Annotated in this window: 15 protein-coding genes and 1 pseudogene; 13 read left to right on the top strand and 3 right to left on the bottom strand. The window is 61.1% G+C overall.

Going from position 1 to position 23,337, the window contains the following annotated elements:
- The first annotated feature begins 27 nt into the window (after positions 1–27).
- The 9 genes from PKKP23_RS20785 (at position 28) to PKKP23_RS20745 (ending at position 8,505) form a co-directional block, all read left to right on the top strand.
- Positions 28–699: a heavy metal response regulator transcription factor gene (locus PKKP23_RS20785; protein WP_126878244.1), complete on the top strand. Its 672-nt coding sequence runs from the start codon at positions 28–30 to the stop codon at positions 697–699.
- Positions 696–1,580 (top strand): histidine kinase dimerization/phospho-acceptor domain-containing protein, encoded by an 885-nt coding sequence (locus tag PKKP23_RS20780; RefSeq protein ID WP_176048944.1) that lies wholly within the window; start codon positions 696–698, stop codon positions 1,578–1,580. The genes PKKP23_RS20785 and PKKP23_RS20780 overlap by 4 nt, the downstream gene beginning before the upstream one ends.
- A 104-nt stretch (positions 1,581–1,684) precedes the next feature.
- Entirely contained in the window at positions 1,685–4,681 is a 2,997-nt protein-coding gene (locus PKKP23_RS20775; RefSeq protein WP_126878243.1) for a Tn3 family transposase, read from the top strand.
- Entirely contained in the window at positions 4,678–5,043 is a 366-nt protein-coding gene (gene tnpC / locus PKKP23_RS20770; RefSeq protein WP_042304019.1) for a Tn3 family transposase post-transcriptional regulator TnpC, read from the top strand. Before PKKP23_RS20775 ends, tnpC begins: the two co-directional genes overlap by 4 nt.
- Before the next feature lie 283 nt (positions 5,044–5,326).
- Positions 5,327–5,911 carry a DUF1003 domain-containing protein gene (locus PKKP23_RS20765; protein ID WP_126878242.1) on the top strand — a complete coding sequence of 195 codons (585 nt, stop codon included), beginning with the start codon at positions 5,327–5,329 and terminating at the stop codon, positions 5,909–5,911.
- 209 nt (positions 5,912–6,120) lie between these two features.
- Positions 6,121–6,456 (top strand): hypothetical protein, encoded by a 336-nt coding sequence (locus PKKP23_RS20760; RefSeq protein WP_240659076.1) that lies wholly within the window; start codon positions 6,121–6,123, stop codon positions 6,454–6,456.
- A gap of 421 nt (positions 6,457–6,877) precedes the next feature.
- A complete protein-coding gene (locus PKKP23_RS20755) occupies positions 6,878–7,150 on the top strand; it encodes a hypothetical protein (RefSeq protein ID WP_017335013.1) in 273 nt (90 codons plus the stop codon).
- 42 nt (positions 7,151–7,192) lie between these two features.
- A complete protein-coding gene (locus PKKP23_RS20750; RefSeq protein WP_126878241.1) occupies positions 7,193–7,639 on the top strand; it encodes a type II toxin-antitoxin system HicB family antitoxin in 447 nt (148 codons plus the stop codon).
- Positions 7,636–8,505, top strand: coding sequence for a slipin family protein (locus tag PKKP23_RS20745; protein WP_042304022.1), 870 nt, complete (start codon positions 7,636–7,638; stop codon positions 8,503–8,505). Before PKKP23_RS20750 ends, PKKP23_RS20745 begins: the two co-directional genes overlap by 4 nt.
- 181 nt (positions 8,506–8,686) lie before the next feature.
- On the opposite strand, the gene PKKP23_RS20740 is transcribed toward PKKP23_RS20745, so the two are convergent.
- Positions 8,687–8,893, bottom strand: a complete 207-nt coding sequence (locus PKKP23_RS20740; protein ID WP_042304023.1) for a hypothetical protein — start codon at positions 8,891–8,893, stop codon at positions 8,687–8,689.
- A 676-nt stretch (positions 8,894–9,569) separates the two neighbouring features.
- Complete coding sequence (locus PKKP23_RS20735) at positions 9,570–9,806, bottom strand: hypothetical protein (protein ID WP_126878240.1); 237 nt, start codon at positions 9,804–9,806, stop codon at positions 9,570–9,572.
- Positions 9,807–10,582: 776 nt separating this feature from the next.
- Between PKKP23_RS20735 and PKKP23_RS20730 the strand changes: the two are divergent.
- The 4 genes and pseudogenes from PKKP23_RS20730 to PKKP23_RS20720 form a co-directional block, all read left to right on the top strand.
- Positions 10,583–11,529 (top strand): annotated as a pseudogene (locus tag PKKP23_RS20730) (tyrosine-type recombinase/integrase); the annotation flags it as partial.
- Between the two features lie 264 nt (positions 11,530–11,793).
- A complete protein-coding gene (locus PKKP23_RS34175; protein WP_168724581.1) occupies positions 11,794–11,949 on the top strand; it encodes a hypothetical protein in 156 nt (51 codons plus the stop codon).
- A 457-nt stretch (positions 11,950–12,406) separates the two neighbouring features.
- Positions 12,407–12,727, top strand: coding sequence for a hypothetical protein (locus tag PKKP23_RS20725; protein ID WP_126878239.1), 321 nt, complete (start codon positions 12,407–12,409; stop codon positions 12,725–12,727).
- 352 nt (positions 12,728–13,079) lie between these two features.
- Positions 13,080–13,949 (top strand): ADP-polyphosphate phosphotransferase, encoded by an 870-nt coding sequence (locus PKKP23_RS20720; protein WP_042304030.1) that lies wholly within the window; start codon positions 13,080–13,082, stop codon positions 13,947–13,949.
- 62 nt (positions 13,950–14,011) lie between these two features.
- On the opposite strand, the gene PKKP23_RS20715 is transcribed toward PKKP23_RS20720, so the two are convergent.
- Complete coding sequence (locus PKKP23_RS20715) at positions 14,012–22,624, bottom strand: glycoside hydrolase family 94 protein (protein ID WP_420873241.1); 8,613 nt, start codon at positions 22,622–22,624, stop codon at positions 14,012–14,014.
- Positions 22,625–23,337 lie beyond the last annotated feature (713 nt).

The following is a 23,337-nucleotide window of genomic DNA, read 5'->3' as shown; positions in this document are numbered from 1 at the left end:
AATACTCTCAAGTGAATTGCCTGTGTCATGAGAATCCTGATTGTCGAAGACGAACCGAAGATGGCCTCGTATCTGCGCAAAGGCCTGATGGAAGCGAGCTTTCAGGTGGACAGCGCGCCAGACGGCCGGGAAGGGCTCTTTCTCGCCCTTGAAGAGGACTACAACCTGATCGTGCTGGACGTGATGCTGCCCGAACTGAACGGCCTCGAACTGCTGCGGCAGTTGCGCATGCGCAAGCAAACGCCCGTGCTGCTGCTCACGGCGCGCGACACGGTGGAAGACACCGTTGCCGGACTCGAAAGCGGCGCGGACGACTATCTGACCAAGCCGTTCGCATACGCCGAGTTGCTCGCACGGATTCGCGCGTTGCTGCGACGGCCCGCACACTCCGCCGATACCGTGCTTTTCGTGGGCGATATGGAAATCGATCTGCTGAAGCGCCGCGTGCGCCGCGGCAGCGCACGTATCGAACTCACTGCGCAGGAGTTCGCGCTGGTGAAGCTCTTTGCCGAGCGGCAGGGCGAGGTGCTGACACGCATGTTCGTCACATCGCAGGTGTGGGATATGAACTTCGACAGCGATACGAACGTGGTGGACGTTGCCATCAAACGGCTGCGCAGCAAGATCGACCATCCGTTCGAGACGAAGCTGTTGCACACCGTGCGCGGCATGGGTTACGTCATGGAGACGAGGTCGTGACGGCGACGGAATCGTCGTGGTCCATGCTGCGGCGTCTTTCGTGCATGTTCTCGCTGGTCGCGATTCTGGTGCTCTCGCTCGCGGGCGGGCTTCTCTATCACTCGCTTTCGTTCGAACTGAGACGGCGCGACGACGCCGAAATTGCCGTGCAACTCGCGCAGTTCACGCAGCGCGCGCAGGAACTGGGTACGCCACGCGCAATCTCGCAAAACGGCGACCTGTTTCGCGAAGCCCTGGTCGCGCATCCGCTCGTCTTCTTCGCGATATTCGACGCGCAAGGGCACACGCTGACCGACTCCGCACGCTCGGGCCGGCGTATCACGGCCGCGGCACAAGAGGGTGGCGAGCCGTGGGCGCCGTATACCTGCAATCCGGCAACGCTCGGCCCGTCGCGCTGTATTTTCGCGGACCAGTTGCTGCCTTCGGGCGAGCCGGTGCGCGTGGTGCTGGCGCATCAGGCCGTCGTGCGTGACGCGGTGATGCGCGACTATCAGCAGGACGCGTTGCTCACGATGCTGGCCGGTTCCCTGTTGATGGGGCTGCTCGGCTACGCCATCACGCGACGCGGGCTTGCGCCCGTGAAGTCCATCGGGCAGCGTATTTCACGCATCGAAGCGCACAGCCTGGGCGAGCGGCTCGACATGGCCGCAGGTCCCGTCGAACTGCACGACATCGCAATTCCGGTGAACCGCATGCTCGATCGCCTGCAACGCGCGTTCGCGCGGCTTTCGCAGTTTTCGTCCGATCTCGCACACGACATGCGTACGCCGCTTGCCAACATGATCGGCTCGTCGCAGATCACGTTGTCCCGCGAGCGGTCGGTGGCCGAGTACCAGGCGTTGATGGGGGGTGAACAAGGTAAGCGCAAATTCCTATCATAAGCTTTATGGTTATGAAGATTGCAGCGATCATTGCGAATTGACGCAGTAAGCCCGATTTTTCTTGCGCTAATCTGAGCGGCCCTCTGCGATCCGGAAGATCCGCAATGGCAACCCTCGAACGCACCGCGTACCCGCGCTTCCCCGAGGTTCTGGCGCCCCGGGAACTGCAAGCCTGCTACACGCCGTTGTCCGATGAACTCGAATGGGCACGCCGGTCAACGCGGGGCGAGCGACCTCGATTGGGCCTGCTGGTGCTGCTGAAGGTCTTTCAGCAACTGCACTATTTCCCGCCACTCGATACCATCCCAACCGCCATCATCGATCACGTCCGGGCGGCCGCCGATATCGGCGACACCGTGCATTTTGGTTACGATACTGAGACCTCCCCAACGCTGTTCCGGCATTACGCGGCAGTTCGAGCCCACCTGAACGTGAAGCCGTACTACGGCACCGATGCGAATGCGATCGCGACACGGGCGGCGCACACGGCGTCGCTGACGATGGACCAGCCTGTCGACATCATCAACGCGACGATCGACGAACTCATCGCGCGCGATATCGAACTGCCGGCGTTCTCGACGCTGGACCGGCTGACCGAGCAGATCCACGCCCGAGCGCAGTCGAGGCTCTTCAAACGCGTCACGCGACGCCTGACCGATGCGCAGAAACTCGCGCTCGACCGGCTGCTCGCGCGCGATCTGTCGAGCCGGCAGACTGCCTACAACCGGATCAAGCGTCATGCGAAACGCCCATCGCGCCAGCATCTGGACCTGCTGATTGACCAGGTCGCCTGGCTCGACGAGCTCGGCGATTTCTCACTGGCCATCGCCGGGATTCCAGCCTCAAAGCTGCGCTCGCTCGCCAATCAGGCGATGGCGCTCGACGCGTCGGCGCTCAGAAACGACACACAGCCCGAGAAGCGCTATACGTTGATCGTTGCGCTGCTCAACCGCATGCGCGTGCGCGCCCGCGACGATCTCGCCGACATGTTCGTACGGCGCATGGGCGCCATCCACAAACGCGCGAGCGACGAACTGGACGCCATTCAGCGAAAACAGCGTGATCAGGTCGAGGATCTCGTCGGCTTGTTAGACGGCGTGGTCGACATTCTCGCCGATGAATCCGACGAGACGGCCATCGCCCGAGCGGTCAGGAAGCTGCTTGCGCCGAAAGGCGATCTGGAGCCGTTGCGCGAGAGCTGCGCGGCGATCCGCGCCTTCAGCGGCCGTAACTATCTGCCGCTGCTCTGGAAGCACTTCAAGGCGCACCGCTCGGTCATGATGCGTGTCGTCCGTACGCTCGAATGGGATTCGACCAGCCCGGTTCGCTCGCTGCTGGATGCACTCAATGCGGTGCGGGAGAACGAATCGTTGCATCGGGAGTGGATCGATGCGGATGTCGACATGAGCTTTGCCGCGCCGCGGTGGCGCAAGCTCGTGCGGCGCTCGCACGGCGAGGGGTCTCCGACCAATCGCCGGTATCTCGAGCTTTGTGTGTTCTCGTACATGGCCGAGGAACTACGGGTCGGTGATCTATGCGTGTCGGGCTCCGACGCGTACGCGGACTATCGCGACCACCTGTTGCCGTGGCGGCAATGCGAGCAACAGCTGCCGGACTACTGCGACAAGCTCGGCATGCCCACGACCAGCAGTGACTTCGTGCGCCACCTGCGTCAATGGCTCACAGACGCTTCCCACAAGCTTGACGTTGAGTTGCCGCGCAAGCGCGAGCACGTCGTGATCGATCGTCACGGCGAACCGATCTTGCGCAAAACCATCGCGAAGGAGATCCCGGCGAGCGCGATTGCGTTGCAGGAACGGCTGAACGCTCGCCTGCCGACGAGGAACATGCTGGACATCCTCGCGAACATCGAGCACTGGACGCATTTCACGCGGCACTTCGGGCCGTTGTCCGGGAGCGATCCGCAGATTCGCAAGGCCGCCGAGCGCTACCTGCTCACGATTTTCGCGATGGGCTGCAATCTCGGCCCGACCCAGGCGGCCCGGCATCTGGATTCCGATGTCACCGCGCACATGCTGTCGTTCGTCAACCGTCGGCATATGAGCCTGGACAAGCTCGAGACCGCACAACGCGAGCTGATCGAACTGTACCTGCGGTTGGACCTGCCGAAACACTGGGGCGATGGCAAGACGGTCGCGGCCGACGGCACGCAGTACGACTTCTACGACAACAACCTGCTCGCCGGCTATCACTTCCGCTACCGGAAAATGGGCGCGGTCGCGTACCGGCACGTTGCCGACAACTATATCGCGGTGTTCCAGCACTTCATTCCGCCCGGTGTCTGGGAAGCGATATATGTGATAGAGGGCCTGTTGAAAGCGGGCCTGTCCGTCAAGGCGGACACCGTCCATGCGGACACGCAGGGCCAGTCGGCCGCCGTGTTCGCGTTCACATATCTGCTCGGCATCAACCTGATGCCGCGGATTCGCAACTGGAAGGATCTCGTGCTGTACCGGCCGGACAGCAAGACCAAATACAAGCACATCGACAAGCTGTTCACGGCGACCATCGATTGGGTCCTGATCGAGCAGCACTGGCAAGAGCTGATGCAGGTCGCGCTGTCGATTCAGGCGGGGACAATCTCGTCGCCACTGCTGTTGCGCCGGCTCGGCTCAGAAAGCCGCAAGAACCGGCTGTACCTGGCCGCGCGCGAGCTCGGCAATGTCGTTCGCACGGTGTTCCTACTCGAGTGGATCGGTAGCCTCGAATTGCGGCAGGAGGTCACTGCGAACACGAATAAGATCGAGTCGTACAATGGCTTTTCCAAATGGCTGTCGTTCGGAGGCGACGTGATCGCCGAGAACGAGCCGGAGGAGCAGCAGAAACGGCTACGCTACAATGACTTGGTCGCGTCGGCCGTGATCTTGCAGAACACGGTGGACATGATGCAGGCGCTGCGCGAGATGGCGGCAAACGGCGAGAGAGTGCGTGCCGAAGACATCGAGTTTCTGAGTCCGTACCCGACCCACAACATCCGCCGCTTCGGCCACTATAAACTGCACCTGGATCGTCGGCCGGAAGCCTGGATCAAGGACCCGTTGTTCGGCCATGCTGCCCGTACCTACGCATCCCGCCCATGACTGCACGCCCGGCCATCACTACAACCCGTTTCGGCGATGTCGACACCGCCGCGCTTGAGCGGCTTGAATCGAGCTACGACACAACACGCCTGTTGGCCGCCGTCGATATCGTCGACCGCATCCGCACCCAGCTTCATGATCCCGAGGGGTTACGCGATGATCTGCTGGAGATCCACAGCATGGCGCACTCCGTGTTGAATGGGGCACCGTCGGTGCCGTCGCGACGCGAAGGCACCTTGCCCGAACAGGTGCTGAACGCGCTCGATCTGATTGACGAATTTGTCATGGAACTCACTCAACTGAGAGCGATCCTCGAGCCTCTCGAAGCGCTACATCCGGACGACGGTTTTGGCGAAGGTTGAACGGCGCCCGCCCACTGATCGAGATCCAGCCGCTCGCCCGCGCTTAGACGGACACTCAAACGCCGGCTCCTCTCAGATCTTGGCTGCTTCAGTTTCTTTGCTTCGCGATTGCTGCGCAACGGACCTTTTGCCATCACACTACTCCGATGGTATCGATGCTCTCCAAAAAGCGCGGGCGTCCAAGCAGTGTTCGCTGATTTCACGTCGCTGTCGCGAAGCGCTTTTAGCGATCTGGCCGTAGCAGAGGATTTTCTTCGACAGACACGACTACCGCGAGTGCAAAATGCAAAACCCCGCCGAGCTTGCCGAGAAATTTCTCGGCGTACCCTATGAAACGTTGGACGAGCGCGCCAAGAATGTTGCGCGACTGGTCGCGGAGCGCAGACACGTAGCAAGAGATGCGGCGAAAGAACTGGATGCTTCGATGACGCGAGGCCAGCGCGCAGCCGATGCCGTGGCGGCCTTCGGCGGATCGTGGATATTCATCACGTGTTTTATCGTGATCATGATTGTCTGGGTTGGCTTGAATTCGGTGATTCTAGCCAAGTACAGCGAGACTTTTGATCCATACCCCTACATTCTGCTCAACCTGTTTCTCTCGATGCTTGCGGCCATCCAAGCGCCCATCATCCTGATGGCGCAGAACCGGCAGTCGTACAAGGACCGGATGTCCGCCGAGCACGACTACGAAATCAATCTGAAAGCCGAACTCGAGATCATGTTGCTGCATGAAAAGGTCGATATCCTGCGTGATAAACAGTTGACCGAATTGCTGAACATCCAGAAGGAACAAATGGAAGCGCTGAAGAACCTGCTCGTGTCCAGCAGGACGTCGAGCGACAAAGCGTCGGGGTCGCCCGCTGAGTAAAACGATATGATCGAACAGCGACGGTCTGTTATTCGGTCCGGCGGGGTCCCTTTCCGGAATCGCTGTACATCCGCCAGGAAGGAGATACAGTCGGTATTGTTGCGACACAGCATTAACAGTACTAGTCGCTCCGACCTGCTGATCTTTAGCGAAACACTCGCCTCCGAAATCCCTTGGACGCACGTGCCGGGTCGATTCGGGAGCATACAATGAATACCACCACCGTTGAACAATCCGCTGACTTCGGCCGGCATACTTTACCGGCAATTTTTCGTTTGCAAAATGAAGGGTTCGAGCGCCTGCTGAAGCTGACGGAACTCAATCTCGCGGCCATAAAGGGGATGCTGGACGGGGGACAATCCCCCTTGTCATCGTTGCCATCTGGACTACCGTCATCCACTGGTGCGGTCGGCGTGCCGCAGCAATTTTTCGAGCCCGCCCTGGCGTATGCGGAGCAGGTCCAACAGATCGATTCGCAGTTCTTGGCAGCCGTGACACGGGCGGGCGAGGACCTGCATAACCAGTACAACGTCATATGCAAGTAGTTGGCAGCCAATCTTGGGCAGACCGCACCCTTTGGTTCTGACGCCGCCTACACCGCGATGCTGTCTGCAATCGGTGGAGTGATGCGGTCCCAGGGAATGATGCAGGAAGCCGTCAAGCATGCGGCTGGTGCGCGCACGCCCGGCAACCCAGTACCTGACATCGCATAGGCGATAGCGATGCGCGGCTTGCGCGCAAGCAAGAAAACGACGCCCTGCACGAGCGGGTCGTTGGGCGGTCTCGCCGCCTAGTGGGAAGCCGGCAAGACGCCGGCTTTCCCCATTTTGTGCCGTCAAAATATAGTTTGCTTTGCAATGCCATTGAGCGCATTGTGAAATGATCCAGATGTACCTGACCGCCCTTTTTCGCATCCGGATAAACACTGTTCGATGACGGTCAGCACCGCTTAAGGAGCACGTCATCATGTCCATCCCGACCATCGAATACAGAGGGTACGCACTCAGCGCATACCCGCGCCAGGAATTCCCGCTGCATCGCGATCCGTATGCCAAAGGTCCAAGGCAGTTCTCGTGCATCGTGAGAATTGACCCCATTCCGGCCGCCGGGGTCAAGGCCGGGCGCTATTCAACGTTATTCGGTACAGCAAGTCCCACCAACGAGGACGACGCCGTCGACCTCGCGATGCAATACGGCAAAGACATCATAGACGGCAAGGTTCAGGCGACCGAACTCTGACACGCCGAATGCCAGTCAGTCGACCGCTCAAGGGGGCAGCTCATGAAATATCCAATTTACGTCCACCGCGATGGCGACACCGGTTTTCGCGCCAGTTTTCCCGATTTTCCCCGCGCAGATGCGCGCGGCAATTCGTTGGGCGAACTGAATCGCAACGCGCAAGAGATGGTTGAGTTGATGTACGACCGCAGCGAGCAACTCATACCCGCCCCCACCTGCAGTACATCGGAATTGCGGGCGCTCGACGTGGACGACGGAGAAGGGATCTGGATGTTCATCGGCATCAACCTTACGCGGGTTACCTCGAAGGCCGTGGGCGTTCAATTGAGCCTGCTTGAGAGTGTGCTGCAGCGAGTTGTTGCGGCGGCAAGAGAGCGTCATATGACGCTCTCAGCGTTCATCACGCTGGCTGCCGTACATGAACTTGAGCCCATAAGAATGCAATCGTCGTGCGCGCGTGTTGCCTGCACGACGGAGAAACTACCATGAATCCCATCACACTATCTCTTTCCGCCACGTTCGCGCTGGCGGGCTTGGTCGTTGGCGAATGGGTGAGTCTGTATCTGGCTCCCCCTCTTTTCGTCATTGCCATCCTCATCGCACTATCGGTGAAGGTTGCCAATGTCTGGCAGAAGTTCGTCATCCTGCGTGTCGGGAAACTGCAAAGCGTCAAAGGTGCGGGCTTTTTCATGATCATCCCTGTACTGGATAACGTGGTTGCGATCATCGACGAGCGCATCCAGACGACTGCCTTCAACGCAGAAGAGGCACTGACCAAAGACACCGTGCCGGTCAATGTCGACGCGATCATTTTTTGGCACGTCCACGATGCGCAAAAGGCCGCGCTTGCGATCACCGATTACCGGCAGGCGATCGATCGTGTCGCACAGACGACGCTACGCGAAATGATTGGCTCCTCAATGCTGGCTGCGCTGCTCTCCGATCGAAAAGCCGCCGACGCGCATTTGTGTGACGAGATCGGAAGCAAGACGGCCGACTGGGGCATTACCGTCCGCTCCGTGGAGATTCGGGACGTCGCGATTCCAGTCGCGCTTCAGGACGCCATGTCGCGGCAGGCACAGGCCGAACGCGAAAAGCAGGCACGCGTGATTCTGGGTTCCGCAGAAGCCGAGATTGCAGCGAAGTTCGTCGAAGCAGCGCAGGTCTATGAAAACCATCCCGGGGCGCTTCAATTGCGGGCGATGAACATCATCTACGAAACGACCAAGGAACGCGGCGCGACGATCCTGATTCCGAGCTCGATGGTGGACAGTCTGAATCCGCCGCTAGCGCTGGCAATTGCAGGACATGACGTGGCCGGGGCTGCGTTGGCGCCCCTCAAGACTGCGGCGTAGCTCGATTGGGCATGAGCGCTGGGTTGCCTGGCGGAGCGGGACGCGACAGCCGCCGGCCCGCACAGCGCTTCGCTGCGTTGCCCATGTTCACCGGCTGGGTTTAACACCAGTTTCCGATTCATGATCGATGCGGACGGAATGAATTGCTCGGTCCGCATCACATCAGATCGACGATGCCTCCTCACTCTTTCCCCCCACCGTTGATCCCGCTTCCAGTTCGCCATACCTGCTTGCCCCGCTCGGAGAGTTCGCCGCAACTATGCTCGGCGTCGACCTCCGTCCCTTCTACCGCCATCTCGCCGCCAGCCTGTTCCTGCGCTTTTTGTTTCTGCCTGTGTCGTGCCGCCATGGCTTCGTCGTGCGACCTGCCTGCGTAATTCAGCGTCATTTCGTCTGCTCCTTCAAAAACAGCCTTTACCGCTTGGCAATCTGCCGAGGTGCGTCAATTTTTTGAAGCTACCGTCCGAATTGCTTGCGCAGCCTGTCCATGACATGGCGTTCATCCAGCCAACGGGCTTCCCGCTTCCGCCGGAGGCTGCGCCGATTGCGCCGCAGCGGCGCTGCCGACCAACAGTGCCCGCCCGATCACGATGCCCCACATTGCGTACGCCATATCATCCTTTTCACTCTATACCGACCAATAGACTACGCGGTAGAGAAATGGCACTTCTGTGCCCCGGCTCTTCCGAAAGTCACATACTATGTCGGTCAGTGACAGTGCCTATGACACATCCATTCGCGGAGCGGATGCCAGTCTAGCCTTTTGGAGCATTCGTTATATTTTTGGTTATCTGAGGAAAAGCGCCGGCCGGACTCATTCACCAAGCCTCGATTGCCAGGAAACCTGCTGTTTCAGGGCGCCGTCTTGCCTTTCTCAACACTGTTTCGGTGTTCCGCCTGGTCACTGGCTCTCGGGTGTAACGGGCATGTCATCACCCGTCGCGTTGTCCGCCACGTCTCGCTGTTCTCTTCGCTCTTCGAGGAATTGTGTGCGCACGACGAAGGCAGCACGTGCGGCATGTAACGCCCGCGTTACGAGGTACGACGCGTCCCGTAGTGCGTTTCTACTCAGCGGGCCCGAGGATTACATCAACAGCGGCCTGGCCGGCGATCTCCGCAACAAGGTAGGCCCAGCGTTCTGAAAACGGACCACCCCGGATTTTGATGCGCTCGCCGAGCGCTGCCACACCAGGAGGCTGGATGGGGCCTTTGATGCAAAACCAGACATCGAACATATCCGCTGATGTGGAAAGCAGATCAATGTGAATCTCGAATCCGCGATATGCGACTGTTCGTTGCATGAAGACCTCGGACTGTAGCAGCGTGAGAAGCCACAAAGACTAATGATAAGCCTATTTTCTTTGCCTGCGTTAGCGGTTATTCGATCCCGGCCCGAACACGTCGTCGCGCGCCCATCGTCACGCGAATGAGGGCCGGCATCGAATAACCCTTAACGTCTGCTGCCTCCCCGTAGGTCATGCCTCAGGAGTTGACCGGAGGGCGAGACCAGGCTGCTCTGGGCTCGGTTTGGGGTGCACGGAATACGGATGGACTGGTAAATAATATTGAACTAAACCGCTGGCGCCGTAGTAGGTGGTTGGCCGACGTCGTCGGCTTCGACTCTGTTCGCGGCGAGCATTCCTTCAAATGAGACGATGGCAGTGCAGTTTCTGCCCTGTCCGTTTCGAAAGGAGTCTGCCATGTCGGAACTACGTCAACGCATGATCGAGGATATGCGTGTGCGCATCCAACCTACATCGCCACATTTCCGGCGCGGCGACCGAATGCGTGGAGCAGTATTCGTGGTCGGCGAATTCGCAACCTGCGCCCCTCATCTCCGTGGCTCGCATACCGCCATCGGCGACCTTACACCCGGCCGCTTCGATTCAATGCCCATAGGCGCGACCGCCTGCAGAGCGGTTTAGCTCAAAGAATTTTTTGCGAAGCGGTAACCGCACAACGGTTGTCGCTTCGGCCAGCGCGTGCCCGTCACCGCTTCGCAAAAAAACTCCGCCTTACCAGGCCGTATGCGAATTCGATTTAAGCTGGCAAGCATGAAAACGCATGAAACCGAAGGGCGATCGTCGAGCGGGTCTGCGCGCTGTCCTCGCTGACTACCGACGATGCGATCGCCTACTGGGCGTTCCTGCGACGGCCGACACCGCGCGAACGCAGGGTCGGGCCGTCGCGGCCGCGACAAAGCGTGGAATGACGACCGTTCAGCGGACCACTCTCGACGCGCTCCGCCGCCTACACGCTGTCCGTACTTGCAGCACTGTTTCGCTGGAGGGTCGAGCAGCGCTATGCCCTTGCCAATCATCCGTTCGCGGGCGTCAAGGTGCGAGGGCGCGTGAAGACGGGCCTCGACGCCACGCGCGGTTTTACGGAAGGCGAATGACTGCTGTTCCGCGCGATCGCAGAAGGCCTTGAATGCTCCTATGGCTGGAGTGGGGCGGCCGCAAAGCGCCTTCGGTTCCTGCCGGATTTCGGGTACGCCACCGGCCTGAGAGGCAGTGAGTTGACAGGGTGCAACGCCCGGCGACGTCCGCATCGACGATGCATGGTTATCACTGGTTGCACCTTGTCGGCAAGGGCAGCAACATTGGCACGGTGACGCTCCCGGCACCGGCGCGCAAGGCGCTCGATCAGTACCTGACGCAACGCCGGTTGCCGGTCACACGGGAAAGATGGGACCCCGCAACGGTCATCGTGGCCAGCCTCGCGGAAGATGGCGCCGGGATCGAAAGCACGCCGCTGTGGTGCGTTCTGAAACGGTTCTTCGTGCAGGCGGCCGACGCGATCCAGGATGAGCGGCCCGCGATGGCGGAGAAGCTACGCCGGGCGAGCCCGCACTGGATGCGCCACACGCGTGCCTCGCATGCGCTCGCGCGCGGAGCCGAGCTGATCCTGGTGCGCGACAACCTGCGCCACGCGTCGATCTCGACCACGTCAACCTACCTGCACGGCGATGAGGTCAAACGGGCGAGGCGGTTCGATCAGGCGTTTGGTGTGCCCGAGCGCTAGCGACGGAGGCCAAATGGCCATCAGTCCCCTCCAGAAAGCGCCAACTTTACTTCGCAAACCTCCTAACCTGTTGATTTCCACCGAGTCTTAACCCACGGGGGGCGGGTCAAACGCCGGTTTTTGTCTGACGTACCAGAGAATTCGCCTGAACCAAAGCGGGCTGCTTCCATTGGACCAGCTGTGCTGGAAGCCCGGCGGGATGGCAATATTTGTGAACGCATCACCTATAATTAAAAATGGTCGCGACCCGACAAGGAGGTTGCCATGACTCAGTCGATGATTAGCGTTGTGGTCGGTCTGGCGGTACTGTTGGTCGTCGCGTTCATGCTCGCGCAACGTTACATGCGCGACCACAAGGGCGATAAGATGGTTCAGTGGCTTGACGGACATCACATGGGTTGGATGCACCGTAAGCATTGAGAGCGCGGTCGACGATGCGGTTCCAGTCTACGATATCGGTGACAGAGCGGTCCTGGGTAATGGGCATGTTATCGCCCAACGCGCTTTCCACTGCGCCTCGGCTCTCCTTCCGCTTTTCGACCAATGACGGTGCGTAGCAAAAGCGACATGCGTTCAACGTGTAATATCATCGTTACGGTGCACGAAGCGTTTCGCTGATCGTGTTTACTTTGCGGAGGACTGCGTCGATAGCGGCTTGGCCGGTGATCTTCGCAATAGGGCGGCCCTAGTAACGTGAGGCCGAATCGGAGATGTTCGATTATCCGTTGCATGGAGATGTCTGATTCCAACACCGCGACAAGGTGGGGACGTCAATGGCCAACCTGTTCGTCTGCTGTTTGCGCTTTCAACGTGGACATCCGCGGGCGTTTTCTGCGACAGCCTTCAACTTCAGCAGGACAAATTTCGGAGCAGTACCATGGCCGACGCTATCCCGCAAAATACTTTTCGCGGTCTTCCCTTGACGCCGGAGCAGGACGCAGAAGTCAGGCATTTCATAAAGAAGAAAAAGCAGCGTGGAAAGCCGTGGGACACGCCGGAGTTGACGGCGATGCTCAAAGACATGCTGGAACCCCCGCGCAACGAAGATAGAGAGCCCGGAGCCACTGCTATCGACGAGACCATCTCGGCCACCGAGCGCGCCGCAGCGTCCATCGACGAAGCCATGGAACCCGTTGAGGCAAACGAGGAGCGGAATGCGGCCATGGAAACCGAGCGTATGAAGGGCCCCAGACGTTGAATTCCTGGCGACGAACTCGTCTGGAAGCGGAGCGTTCTGCCTCACGCGGCTACTGAAAGGAATTCCTCGGAGCGTGCAGACAAAGGGTAAGGCACGCGTATCCGTTGACGTGCAATGACCCGTCCGCCGCCGGATAGGCGAAGAGTAATTCAAAGAGATTTGGAACAAGCCGCAGCGGGCTCGTCCGTCGCGTCAGCCAATGTTGGGTTGAGCGCACCGACGACCAACATGCATGGAGCATACGGCTCGCCTTCGGGGTGAAGGGGCGGCATCCTCGTGGAATTTCCAGGGATATGGGGCTTACGACAGATCGGTGGCGACTGACGTAGCAATGACCGCAAGCGGTATCAAGATGAAAACCTGGTCGGAAGATTTTCGTGTGGAAGAGGGCAGTAAGGTCCGTCTTGGCAAATGGCTAACCAGGGTGGGGCCTCTGTACACGTCAAAGGAGCATTACCAGGAACTACTCACCGCGCACGTGGCACGATTGAGTTCGCTACAGCAACTGTTCTACGCGTCGAACCGCCATGCACTTCTGCTGATCTTCCAGGCCATGGACGCGGCCGGCAAGGACGGCGCGATCAAACATGTGATGTCGGGCGTGAATCCGCAGGGATGCCAGGTTTTCAGCTTCAAGCATCCCACGCCCGCCGAACTGGAACACGATTTTCTCTGGCGCACCACCCGCGATTTGCCCGCGCGTGGGCAAATCGGCATCTTCAACCGGTCATACTACGAGGAAGTTCTGATCGTCCGTGTTCATCCTGAGATTCTGCTTGGCGAAGGGCTGCCGGATGCGTCACTCGACAGGCAAGCAATCTGGCAGGAGCGTTATCGGTCGATCGTGGATCTGGAGCGTCACCTTGAGAAAAATGGTACGCGTATCATCAAGTTCTTCCTCCACCTGTCCAAGGCTGAGCAACGCCGTCGCTTTCTGGACCGCATCGACGATCCGGACAAGAACTGGAAACTCAGTGCAGCGGATATCGACGAGCGCAAATTCTGGAACCAGTACAGGAGGGCGTATGAGCAATGCCTCGCCGCAACCAGTACCCGATGTGCCCCATGGTACGTCGTGCCCGCCGACGACAAGAAAAATACACGGCTGATCGTCTCCCGGATCATACTGGACGCACTCGAGTCGCTTAAGATGACTTATCCCAAATCGACCGCAAGCCGGCGCCGGGAACTGCAGGCAATTCGCAGACGCCTCGAAGTTTGACGTTCGTATGTTTTGAGAGTCGATCCTCATAACGGGGCGTCATGTGAATGGCCCCGCGCGCGTTACACGGTCGGCTCGCGCGACTCCACTTCCTCGGCTACACCCGAGCGCAACGACATTGACAGCCTGTGCGCGCCGGCATCGAGTGGCACGTACACGCCTTCGCCACAGCACTCAACAGCCTGACCGTCGAGCACAATGTGCGTAGCACGATCTCCCGGGACAGATTCCACGTGGATGTCGTAGCGCGTCGAATGCACGCAGATCGTTGCCTCAAAGCCCGGCCACGAGTCTGGAATACTCGGATTCACCACCAGAAAATTCCCTTCCCTGCGAATTCCCAGAATGCCCTCGACCCCCGCGCGGTACATCCATCCAGCCGACCCTGTGTACCAGGTCCAGCCGCCGCGCCCGACATGAGGCGCAACTGAGTAGACATCGGCTGCGACCACGTAGGGCTCGACCTTGTAGCGTTCGGTCTCGATCGGCGTACGCGCGTGATTGACCGGGTTGAGCAGCGAAAACAAACCCGCAGCCCGGTTGCCGTCGTCTATCTTCGCGAACGCGAAGATCGCCCACATCGCCGCGTGGCTATACTGGCCGCCATTCTCGCGCAGTCCCGGCGGGTAGCCCTTGATATAGCCTGGATCGTGCGATGACTTGTCGAACGGCGGTGTGAACAGCAGCGCAATCCCGTCATCCGGACGGATCAGGTGTTTGTCCAGCGCCGCCATCGCAAGCCGCGCGCGATGCGGATCTGCCGCGCCCGACAGTACAGCCCACGATTGCGCAATCGAATCGATCCGGCATTCTTCGTTGGTGCTCGAACCGAGCCAGCTGCCGTCGTCGAAAGTCGCACGACGATACCATTCGCCGTCCCAAGCGTCACGCTCCAATGCCTCGCGCACCGACAGCGCATGCGCGTGCCAGCGCTCGCTACGCGCCGGATCGTACGATGCGGCGAACGGCGCGAATAGCTCAATGGTCCGCACCAGCAGCCAGCCGAGCCAGACACTTTCTCCACGGCCGTCTGCGCCGACGCGGTTCATCCCGTCGTTCCAGTCGCCGGTGCCGATTAACGGCAAACCGTGCGCACCGGTCAATTCGATGCATTGATCCAGACCGCGTGCGCAATGTTCGAATAACGAGGAAGACTCCTCCGCGAGCATCGGCTGAAAGAAGGCGTCGTGCTCGTCGGGCTGCAGCAGGGGGCCGTCGAGGAAGGGCACGACCTCGTCCAGCACGGCTCGATCGCCCGTGCAGCCGATATACGTCGCAGCCGCGTAGGCGAGCCACACGCGGTCGTCGGAGATCCGTGTGCGCACACCTTGCCCCGAGTGCGGCAGCCACCAATGCTGAAAGTCGCCATCGACGAATTGCCGGGATGCGGCGCGCAGCAAATGCTGCCGTGTGTCGAGAGGCCGCACATGTGTTAGTGCCATCGTGTCCTGCAGCTGGTCGCGAAAGCCATACGCGCCGCTCGCCTGATAGAACGCCGAGCGCGCTTCGACCCGGCACGCGAGCGTTTGATACAGCAGCCAGCCGTTGAGCATCAGATCCATCGCCCGATCCGGCGTCCTGACCTGGACGGCGCCCAGCACGTTCTGCCAATGGCATGTCACTTCGGCGAGGACAGCGTCGAGGTCCGCCGCGCGATAACGTTCGATCAATGCCCGTGCATCGGCGACGGATGCGCATTGGCCGACGAATGCGATCACCTCCACCTTTTCGTATGCGCCCAGATCAATGAAAGTCTGCAGGGCCGCGCATGGATCGAGTCCGGCACCGGTCGCGCCGGACAGCGGCACGTTGCCGGTCAATGCCGCAGGTGCGGTTGGGTCGCCGAGGCGGCCGAGGAATTCGGTGCGATCCGCGGTCCAGGCCGCTTGCCGGCCGCCCAGGTCCGCGAATGCGACGCGTGTACCGAATGCGATATTCCATGGGTTGCGCGCCAGCATCGCCCCCGTGAGCGCGTCGATTTCCGTCACGACGAAGGGCCCCGATGCACCGCGCGAGGTACCGAGCACCCATTCGAGCCATGCCGTGACCGATAGCCGCCGTGGGCGGGCGGACAGATTGCGTAATGTCAGCCTGCTGATCTTCAACGGATCGGCACACGGTACGTATTGCAGCAGGTCGAGTGCGATACCGTTCGCTTCGTGCTCGAAGCGGCTGTAACCAAAGCCGTGACGTGCGATGTAGATCCCCCCGTCGCGAATCGGATTCGCCGTGGGCGTCCATACGTCGCCGGTGCTTTCGTCGCGCACGTAAATGGCTTCGCTGACGGGGTCTTCCACCGGGTCGTTCGACCACGGCGTGAGCTGGTTTTGATGGCTGTTTTCGGCCCACGTGTAACTGGCGCCCTCTGCCGCGACCTGGAACCCAAAGCCGGGGTTGGCGATCACGTTGATCCACGGCGCGGGCGTGCTGGCCTGCGCTGCGAGCACGGTCACGTATTCCCGGCCGTCACTGCCGAAGCCGCCCAGGCCATTGAAAAATTCGAGCCCGGCGCCCGGCGTCGGCACGGCGGACATATCGGCAGGCGCGGGCGCGGATGCCGACCGCGGTTTTTTTTGCCGGCGCGGCGCGGATGCCCGTGCCGGCATTTGCGACAGGTAGGCAAGCTGCGCAGCGATCGCCCCGCGGCGTGCCAACAGCACGATACGCGCGGCCGAAAGCAGCAGTGCCCTGGTCTCGACGCTCATCAGGTCGGCGCGCAACACATAGACGGAACCCTGCGCGAGTTCGCCGTCAAAGCGCGGTCGCGACTGGCTGCTCCGCACCGCGGTTTCGATCGCGCCCTGCAACTCCTGGATATAAGACGAAGCCCGTTCATTGACGATCACGAGATCGACTGCCAGCCGCTTCATCCGCCAGTATTCGTGTGCCTTCAATAGGTGCCGGACTTGCGCGATATCTTCGATATCGCCGATGCGAAGCAGCACGATCGGCAGATCGCCCGAAATTGCGTGCGGCCACAAGGCCGACTGCGGACCGGCGCCGCGCACGATGGCCCCGGGTGTCGCCCTGAAGCGTGCGTCGGCATACAGTAGCGGCGCCGCGAGCCGCTGAAAGTCCGCCGCCTCTTCTGCGTCCACATCGAGGTAGCGCAATTGCACCTGAGCTTGCGTCCATGCGAGCGTTTTAGCGCGGTCGAACGCGCTGCGGTCGTGATGCTGGTCGATCAGATCGAGCAACTGTGCGCGCGACTCGGCCACCACCGTCCAGAACGTGACGCGCACGACCTTGCCGGGTGGAACCTGCACGCGATAGCGCAGCGAGAAGACCGGGTCGAGCACAGTACCGGTCGTATTGGAGAGCGGCTGGTCGTCGGCGATCGATGCGGCTGAGCGCGCATTGCGCCCGCGGCCCAGAAAGCGTAGCCGATCCGTTTCGTACTGCGGTTCGGCAACGATCTCGCCTTCGACGACGGCAAAATGCGCGGCCCACACCTCGGCATCGTCGTGTGAACGCGGACGCCGCGTTGCCACCAGCGCCGCGAATTCGGCAAGATGCTCGGTCTGCACGAACATCCGCGAAAAGGCGGGATGCGCGTTGTCGGCTGCCGGCGTAGCCAACGCGAGTTCGGCGTATGAGGTCAGTTCGATTTCGCGTGTGCTGCGCCCGCTGTTCGCGAGCGAGACACGACGCACTTCGCCGTTTGCTTCACCGGACACCAGCACGTCCACCGTGGTGATTAGCGATCCGTCGCGACGGGTAAATTCCGCGTGATCTTCGCCGAACACGACGTCGCCGTATTCGGGTTCGGAAGCGACCGGTTGCGCGCTGGCAGACCATACTTGTGAGCCGAGCGTATCGCGCAGGAAGATAAACGAGCCCCAATGGTCGCGGGTCGCGTCTTCGCGCCAGCGCGTGATCGCGATTTCGCGCCAGCGGCTGTAACCGGCGCCTGTGGCGGTGAGCATCACAACATACCGTCCGTTGGACAGCAAATGCGTAATCGGCGGCCCGTTGGCGGCCATCGTTTCGGCGACGCGACGTACCGTCGGCGACATCGTGCCAGCGTCCGCTGCGGACGTGCTCACTTCCTCGGCGCGCGGATGGGCCACTGCGACGTCGCGCGGCATGCGTTCCTGCAACAGCAGTTCGCTCGCCTGGATCATCGGCTCGCGATGAAAGCGCGCGCGCATCTTCGCATCGAGCAAGGTGTTGGCAATCGCGACGATCGTCATGCCCTGGTGGTGAGCCATGAAACTGCGGACGATCGCGAAGCGCTCGCCGTCGGGCAGTCGTGCGCGGGTGAAATCGAGTGCCTCGTAAAAGCCATAGCGGCCCAAGGCGCCAAGTCTCGTGAGTTGCGCGTAGTTCTTGAGGGCGGCCCGTGGGGCTACCATGGTTGCGAGGCCCGTCGCGTAAGGTGCGACTACGCGGTTTTCGGAGAGACCGCGCTTCAGGCCGAGTCCAGGTACGCCAAAATTCGAATACTGATAGTTCAAGTCGATGTCGCGGGCCTGGTACGCGGACTCCGAGATGCCCCATGGCATGTCGAGCGATCGCGCGTATGACATCTGCCGTTCCACGACCAGACGGCTGGTCTGTTCGAGCAGACTGCCGACCGGCGCGCGCATGACCAGCGACGGCATCAGATACTCGAACATCGACCCCGACCACGAAATCAGTGCAGAACCCTTGCCGACCGGTGTCGCCGCGCGGCCGAGGCGAAACCAGTGACGCGTGGGCACGTCTGCCTTCGCGATCGCAAGCAGGCTTGCGAGCCTCGCTTCGGAGGCAAGCAGGTCATAGCAGTTCGCATCGAGGCTGTTATCCGCCCGCGAATAGCCGATCGACAGCAGCTTGCGGTCCGGATCGAGCAGAAACGCGAAGTCCATGCCGAGCGCCATCTCGCGCGACGTGTCGGCAAGAGCGCGCAGACGTGCTGGCAGAAGCTGCGGCACGGCGCCCGATTGTCGTCGATCGCGGCTGTGTTCACTCACGCTGCGACGCAAGGATTCGATCCAGAACATCAGATCTGCATAACTGTCGTCGCCGCCGGCCGGCATGATCGCGCGGGTCGTCTGCGCGGCTTTCTGCGTTAGCCGGATCAGCGACGGCGACAAGGCGTCAAGCATCTGCGGGCCACGCAGGTGCGTATCGATTTCTTCAAAGATCTCGACGAGCCGTTTGCCATGCTCCGCATTTGCCGCCGGCAGCGCGTCGACGGCCTCGCGCGCGAGTTGCAGGTTGTCGCGTATTCCGGGCCTCGCAGCCGGCGCAAGTGGCGCTTGCAGCCATTCTTCGCACGCATTGGCGAGCGCGATCAGATGCCCGGCGAGATTGCCGCTATCGACCGACGAAACATACGCGGGCGCGAGAGCCCGCAGATCTCGCGTGTCGTACCAGTTATAGAAATGACCCTTGAAACGCGGAAGTTTCTGCATTGACGCGAATGCGGCTTCGATGCGGTCGACGGTCTCTGTTGTCCCTGCCCAACCGAAATCGCGTGCGGCGACGGCCGACAGCAGATACAGTCCGAGATTGGTCGGCGACGTGCGCTGCGCGATGACTGGCTTCGGGTCTTCCTGGAAATTGTCCGGCGGCAGCATGTTTTCCAGCGGCGTAACGAAGGTCTCGAAGAAACGCCATGTGCGGCGCGCGATCAGGCGCAGTCCCTGGGCATCCGCATCGGACATCGCAAATCGCCCCGAGATCGCCGGCGAACGGCTCGACCACAATGCAAGCATTGGTGCGGCCAGCCACAGCGACCCAAACAGCAGCACGAGCGGCCAATGCGTCGGCTCGACGGCCAGCGCGCCGGTGCATAACGCGAGTGCGAGCGCGATACCGCCGGTCATCTGTCGATAAAAGCCGGGCAGATCGAGGCGCGGGCTGGCCTTCGACTGCGCCGCCGTCGTCCATTCGAGCAGGCGGCGATGCGTGATGAACAAGCGCACCAGCGTCCGGACGATCGCATCGGCCATACGCCATGCATGATCGGCGAGAAACGCCGCCGATAAAGCGATTTGCAGCGCGGCAAGCCGCATGTCGGCAGCGAGCCCGCGGAAGTGATTGCGCAGGCGAATTCCGGCACGCCGCGGCAGGATTGCGAATAGTGTAGGCAGGAGCGCGGGAACCGCGAGCACGGCTGACAATGCCAGGATTCCCGCAAGACCGGCGCGCACCGGCATCAACCAGCACAGCGCCAACGCAGCAACCATCGTAGGGGCGAGCAGCGAGCGGCGCAGATTGTCGAGCATCTTGAAGCGTCCGATGGACGGCATTGCTGGTTGTGCACGGCCTCGATGCCCAACGATCCACGGCAGCAACTGCCAGTCGCCGCGTGTCCAGCGATTCTGGCGCTTGGCCGTGACGTCGTAACGTGATGGCACTTCCTCGACTACCTCGACATCCGAGGCGAGGCCCGCACGCGCAAAGATGCCCTCGAACAGATCGTGACTGAGCAGGGCGTTTTCCGGCACGCGGCCACGTAATGCCGCTTCGAACGCGTCGACGTCGTAGATGCCTTTACCGGTAAACGAACCCTCGCCGAAGAGGTCCTGATAGACGTCGGATACGGCTGCTGCATAGGGGTCCATTCCTCCTGGACCAGAGAAAACGCGCTGATAAAGCGAACCCTCCTGGCCAACGGGCAGCGATGGTGTTACACGGGGTTGCATGATCGCGTAGCCGCTAACCACGCGCTGCCCGATTTCACTGAATTGCGGCCGGTTCAGCGGATGTGCCATCTTGCCGATCAGGCGCAGCGCGGTGTCGCGCGGCAAACGCGTGTCGGCATCGAGTGTGATGACGTAGCGCACGCCCGACGGCACCTGCGGTGCGCGCCCCGCGATGGGCACAAAGTTCGTGTCGGTCGCGCCACGCAGCAGCCGGTTGAGTTCGTGCAGCTTGCCGCGTTTGCGTTCCCAGCCCATCCATTTGTTCTCGCTCGCGTTGTACACGCGACGGCGGTGCAGCAACAGGAAACGGCTACCGCCGGGACCCCGTCCGTGCCGGCTGTTCAGTTCTTCGATGGCGTCGGCTGCGACGGCGAGTAGAGGCGCATCGCCGGGCAGCTCTTGCTCATCGGCATCGAGCCCGTCAGCCAGCAAGGCGAACGACAGGTCGCCGCCAGCGCCCGCGAGATGATGCACCTCGAGACGTTCGATCTGCTCGCGCAACTCGGTCTCGCTTGTCAGGAGCGTCGGCACGGCAACCAGTGTACGCAGCGATGACGGCACGCCCCCCGTCAGTTCGAGCCCGGGTAACGTGATTGCGCCGGAACACCATGTCACCGCGCGATTGACGAGCGCGGTCGCAATCTCCGTGGCGGGCAGGAATCCGCATACGGCAAACGACGCGAGTATCCACGCGTCGGTGCCCTGAGGCTGTGAGGTCCACTGCGCCCACAGAGCCTGCAAGGCCAGCGCCACCAGCATCGCGGCAATTGCAAGGATCGTACCGACGTAGCCACCAATGCCGAGACGGGCACTGAATCGCGTCATCCGCAGACGCGGCGGCGGTCGAAATTCCAATGCGTGTTCGAGCGCACGTCGGCCCTCGGCGATCAGGTGATAGCCAGGCTCCCCCGCACGTCCCGCGCGCGCTGTATCGCCCGCCTCTGCAATCGCCGCTTGCGCCGCCTGCAGGGCGAGATCGGTCACGTCGAGTTCATTCGCGGATGAGCCGCGCGCCAGTTGCTCGATCGCACTGCGGTACAGATTACGCGTGGGAAAATCCATCGTGCCGAACGAGCTGCCCGCACGCAACCGCGCGTCGACAAGGCTCATGCTCTCGAACAGCTCCGTCCAGTCGATGTCGGAAATCAGGCGAATGCTGGTAATCACGTTGCGCACTGTGACGTTCGCCGCGCCTTGGTGTTGCTGCGCGTGCTGCACGACCTCATCGATGGAAAGGCCCTGGCATTTCAGCCGATCTTCCAGCCAGCCCAGCGCCGGCGTGGTGCGCGGATCCTGATCACGCAGGCGCTTGGCGAGTTGCGCTGCAAACGGTTCCGACAGCGTGCTCAATGAACGCGCGGCGATATCCACTTCCAGTGCGGAACGCGCGCTGCCGGATTCGAGCAGACGCTCGGTGAGCGCGTCGGCATCGGCATGTGCGGTGCGGGCTGCGGTCATCTCGTCGGCTAGACGTCGCAGGTTCTCGATCAGCACGATGCGCAGCGTGATCGCCACCGCCCACAATTCGCCGATCGTCAGCGGTTGAATCCGTTGATAGGCGTCGATGAAACGGCGTAGCACCTGTGGGTCGAAGTGACTGTCGGTGTGGGCCACGAACGCCCACGCAAGCCCGAATACACGCGGATAGCCGGCGAACGGACCCGCGGCAAGTTTTGGCAACTGACGGTAGTAGCCGGACGGGAGGTCGTCGCGGATCTCGCGGATCTGCTCTTCGACCAGGTGATAGTTGTCGAGTAGCCATTCGGCCGCAGGCTCTACGTCCCGGCCACTGCCCAGTTCTGTGGCGCTCGCCCGGTAAGCTGCGAGCAGGACGGCAGCGTTGTCGTCTAGCCGTGTGTGCAGCGCCAATACGGCGGGCGGCTTTTTCGTCACCGGTTGCGCGGCGGCGAGGCTTTGCGCGTGCTGTTCGAGGCGTTCTACGCCAAACAATTCAGCGCGCACCGGCGCGGTGTCTATCCAGGGCGGCGAGCGCGAGCGAAATCGTATCGCGTACTGAAGCAATGTGTGCACCGACGCCATCCTTTTTGTGGTGAGGTGACTTGAGCGGGCAGGGCAAAACGCCCCGCGCGATGTCGTTGAAAGGCGTGCCGGACACCATCGTTACGATGTTCCGTGGGCGCGAGGACGGATTGCCGGTAGGACGAACTCCGGCTCTACGGCGCGTGCGGTCAGTCGCGTGTGTCGGGCGACAAATCCGGTAGCAAAGAGAAATAAGCCGGCCCTTGGGCCAATCTGTATGGCTCTGCAACAGACGGTGCCGGCGTAAGATGAGATCAGGAGGCACAGATCCCGGTCTGCGCCATCAGGTGTTGGCTTGCTATTTCTTTTTCATTGGTGAACTGGTCGCGGAACTTTTCCGGGCTGTCGTCCAGGATACATCCGTTTCGGGAGACGGCACTTTTTTGGGTTGTTTAGGCTTTTTAGCCTCGCGATTGCCGCGTTGTTGCCCCTTTGCCATGATGCTTCTCCAATTACTTCGACCGCGAAAGCGACCGCCTTGTTATTCATTCTGGGCGCGTTTTCCGATTCTGTCGCGATCTATTTTCACAAGCCTGCAGGAAAGGGGGCAGACCGTGCGAGCCAGCGAGGATGCGCGTCGGACGTGGCGTGCAATGCGCTGCACCGATACGCGTCACGGCACGGCATGCGCGACGGTAGCTAACAGGATGAACCGCGTATTCGCATTCTTCTTGCTTGACTACAGTCATCAGCGTATGGTGAGACACGAAGCT

The organism is Paraburkholderia kururiensis JCM 10599 = LMG 19447, assembly GCF_003986935.1.
GTDB lineage: Bacteria > Pseudomonadota > Gammaproteobacteria > Burkholderiales > Burkholderiaceae > Paraburkholderia > Paraburkholderia kururiensis.
This window is presented reverse-complemented; position numbering and strand designations above follow the sequence as displayed.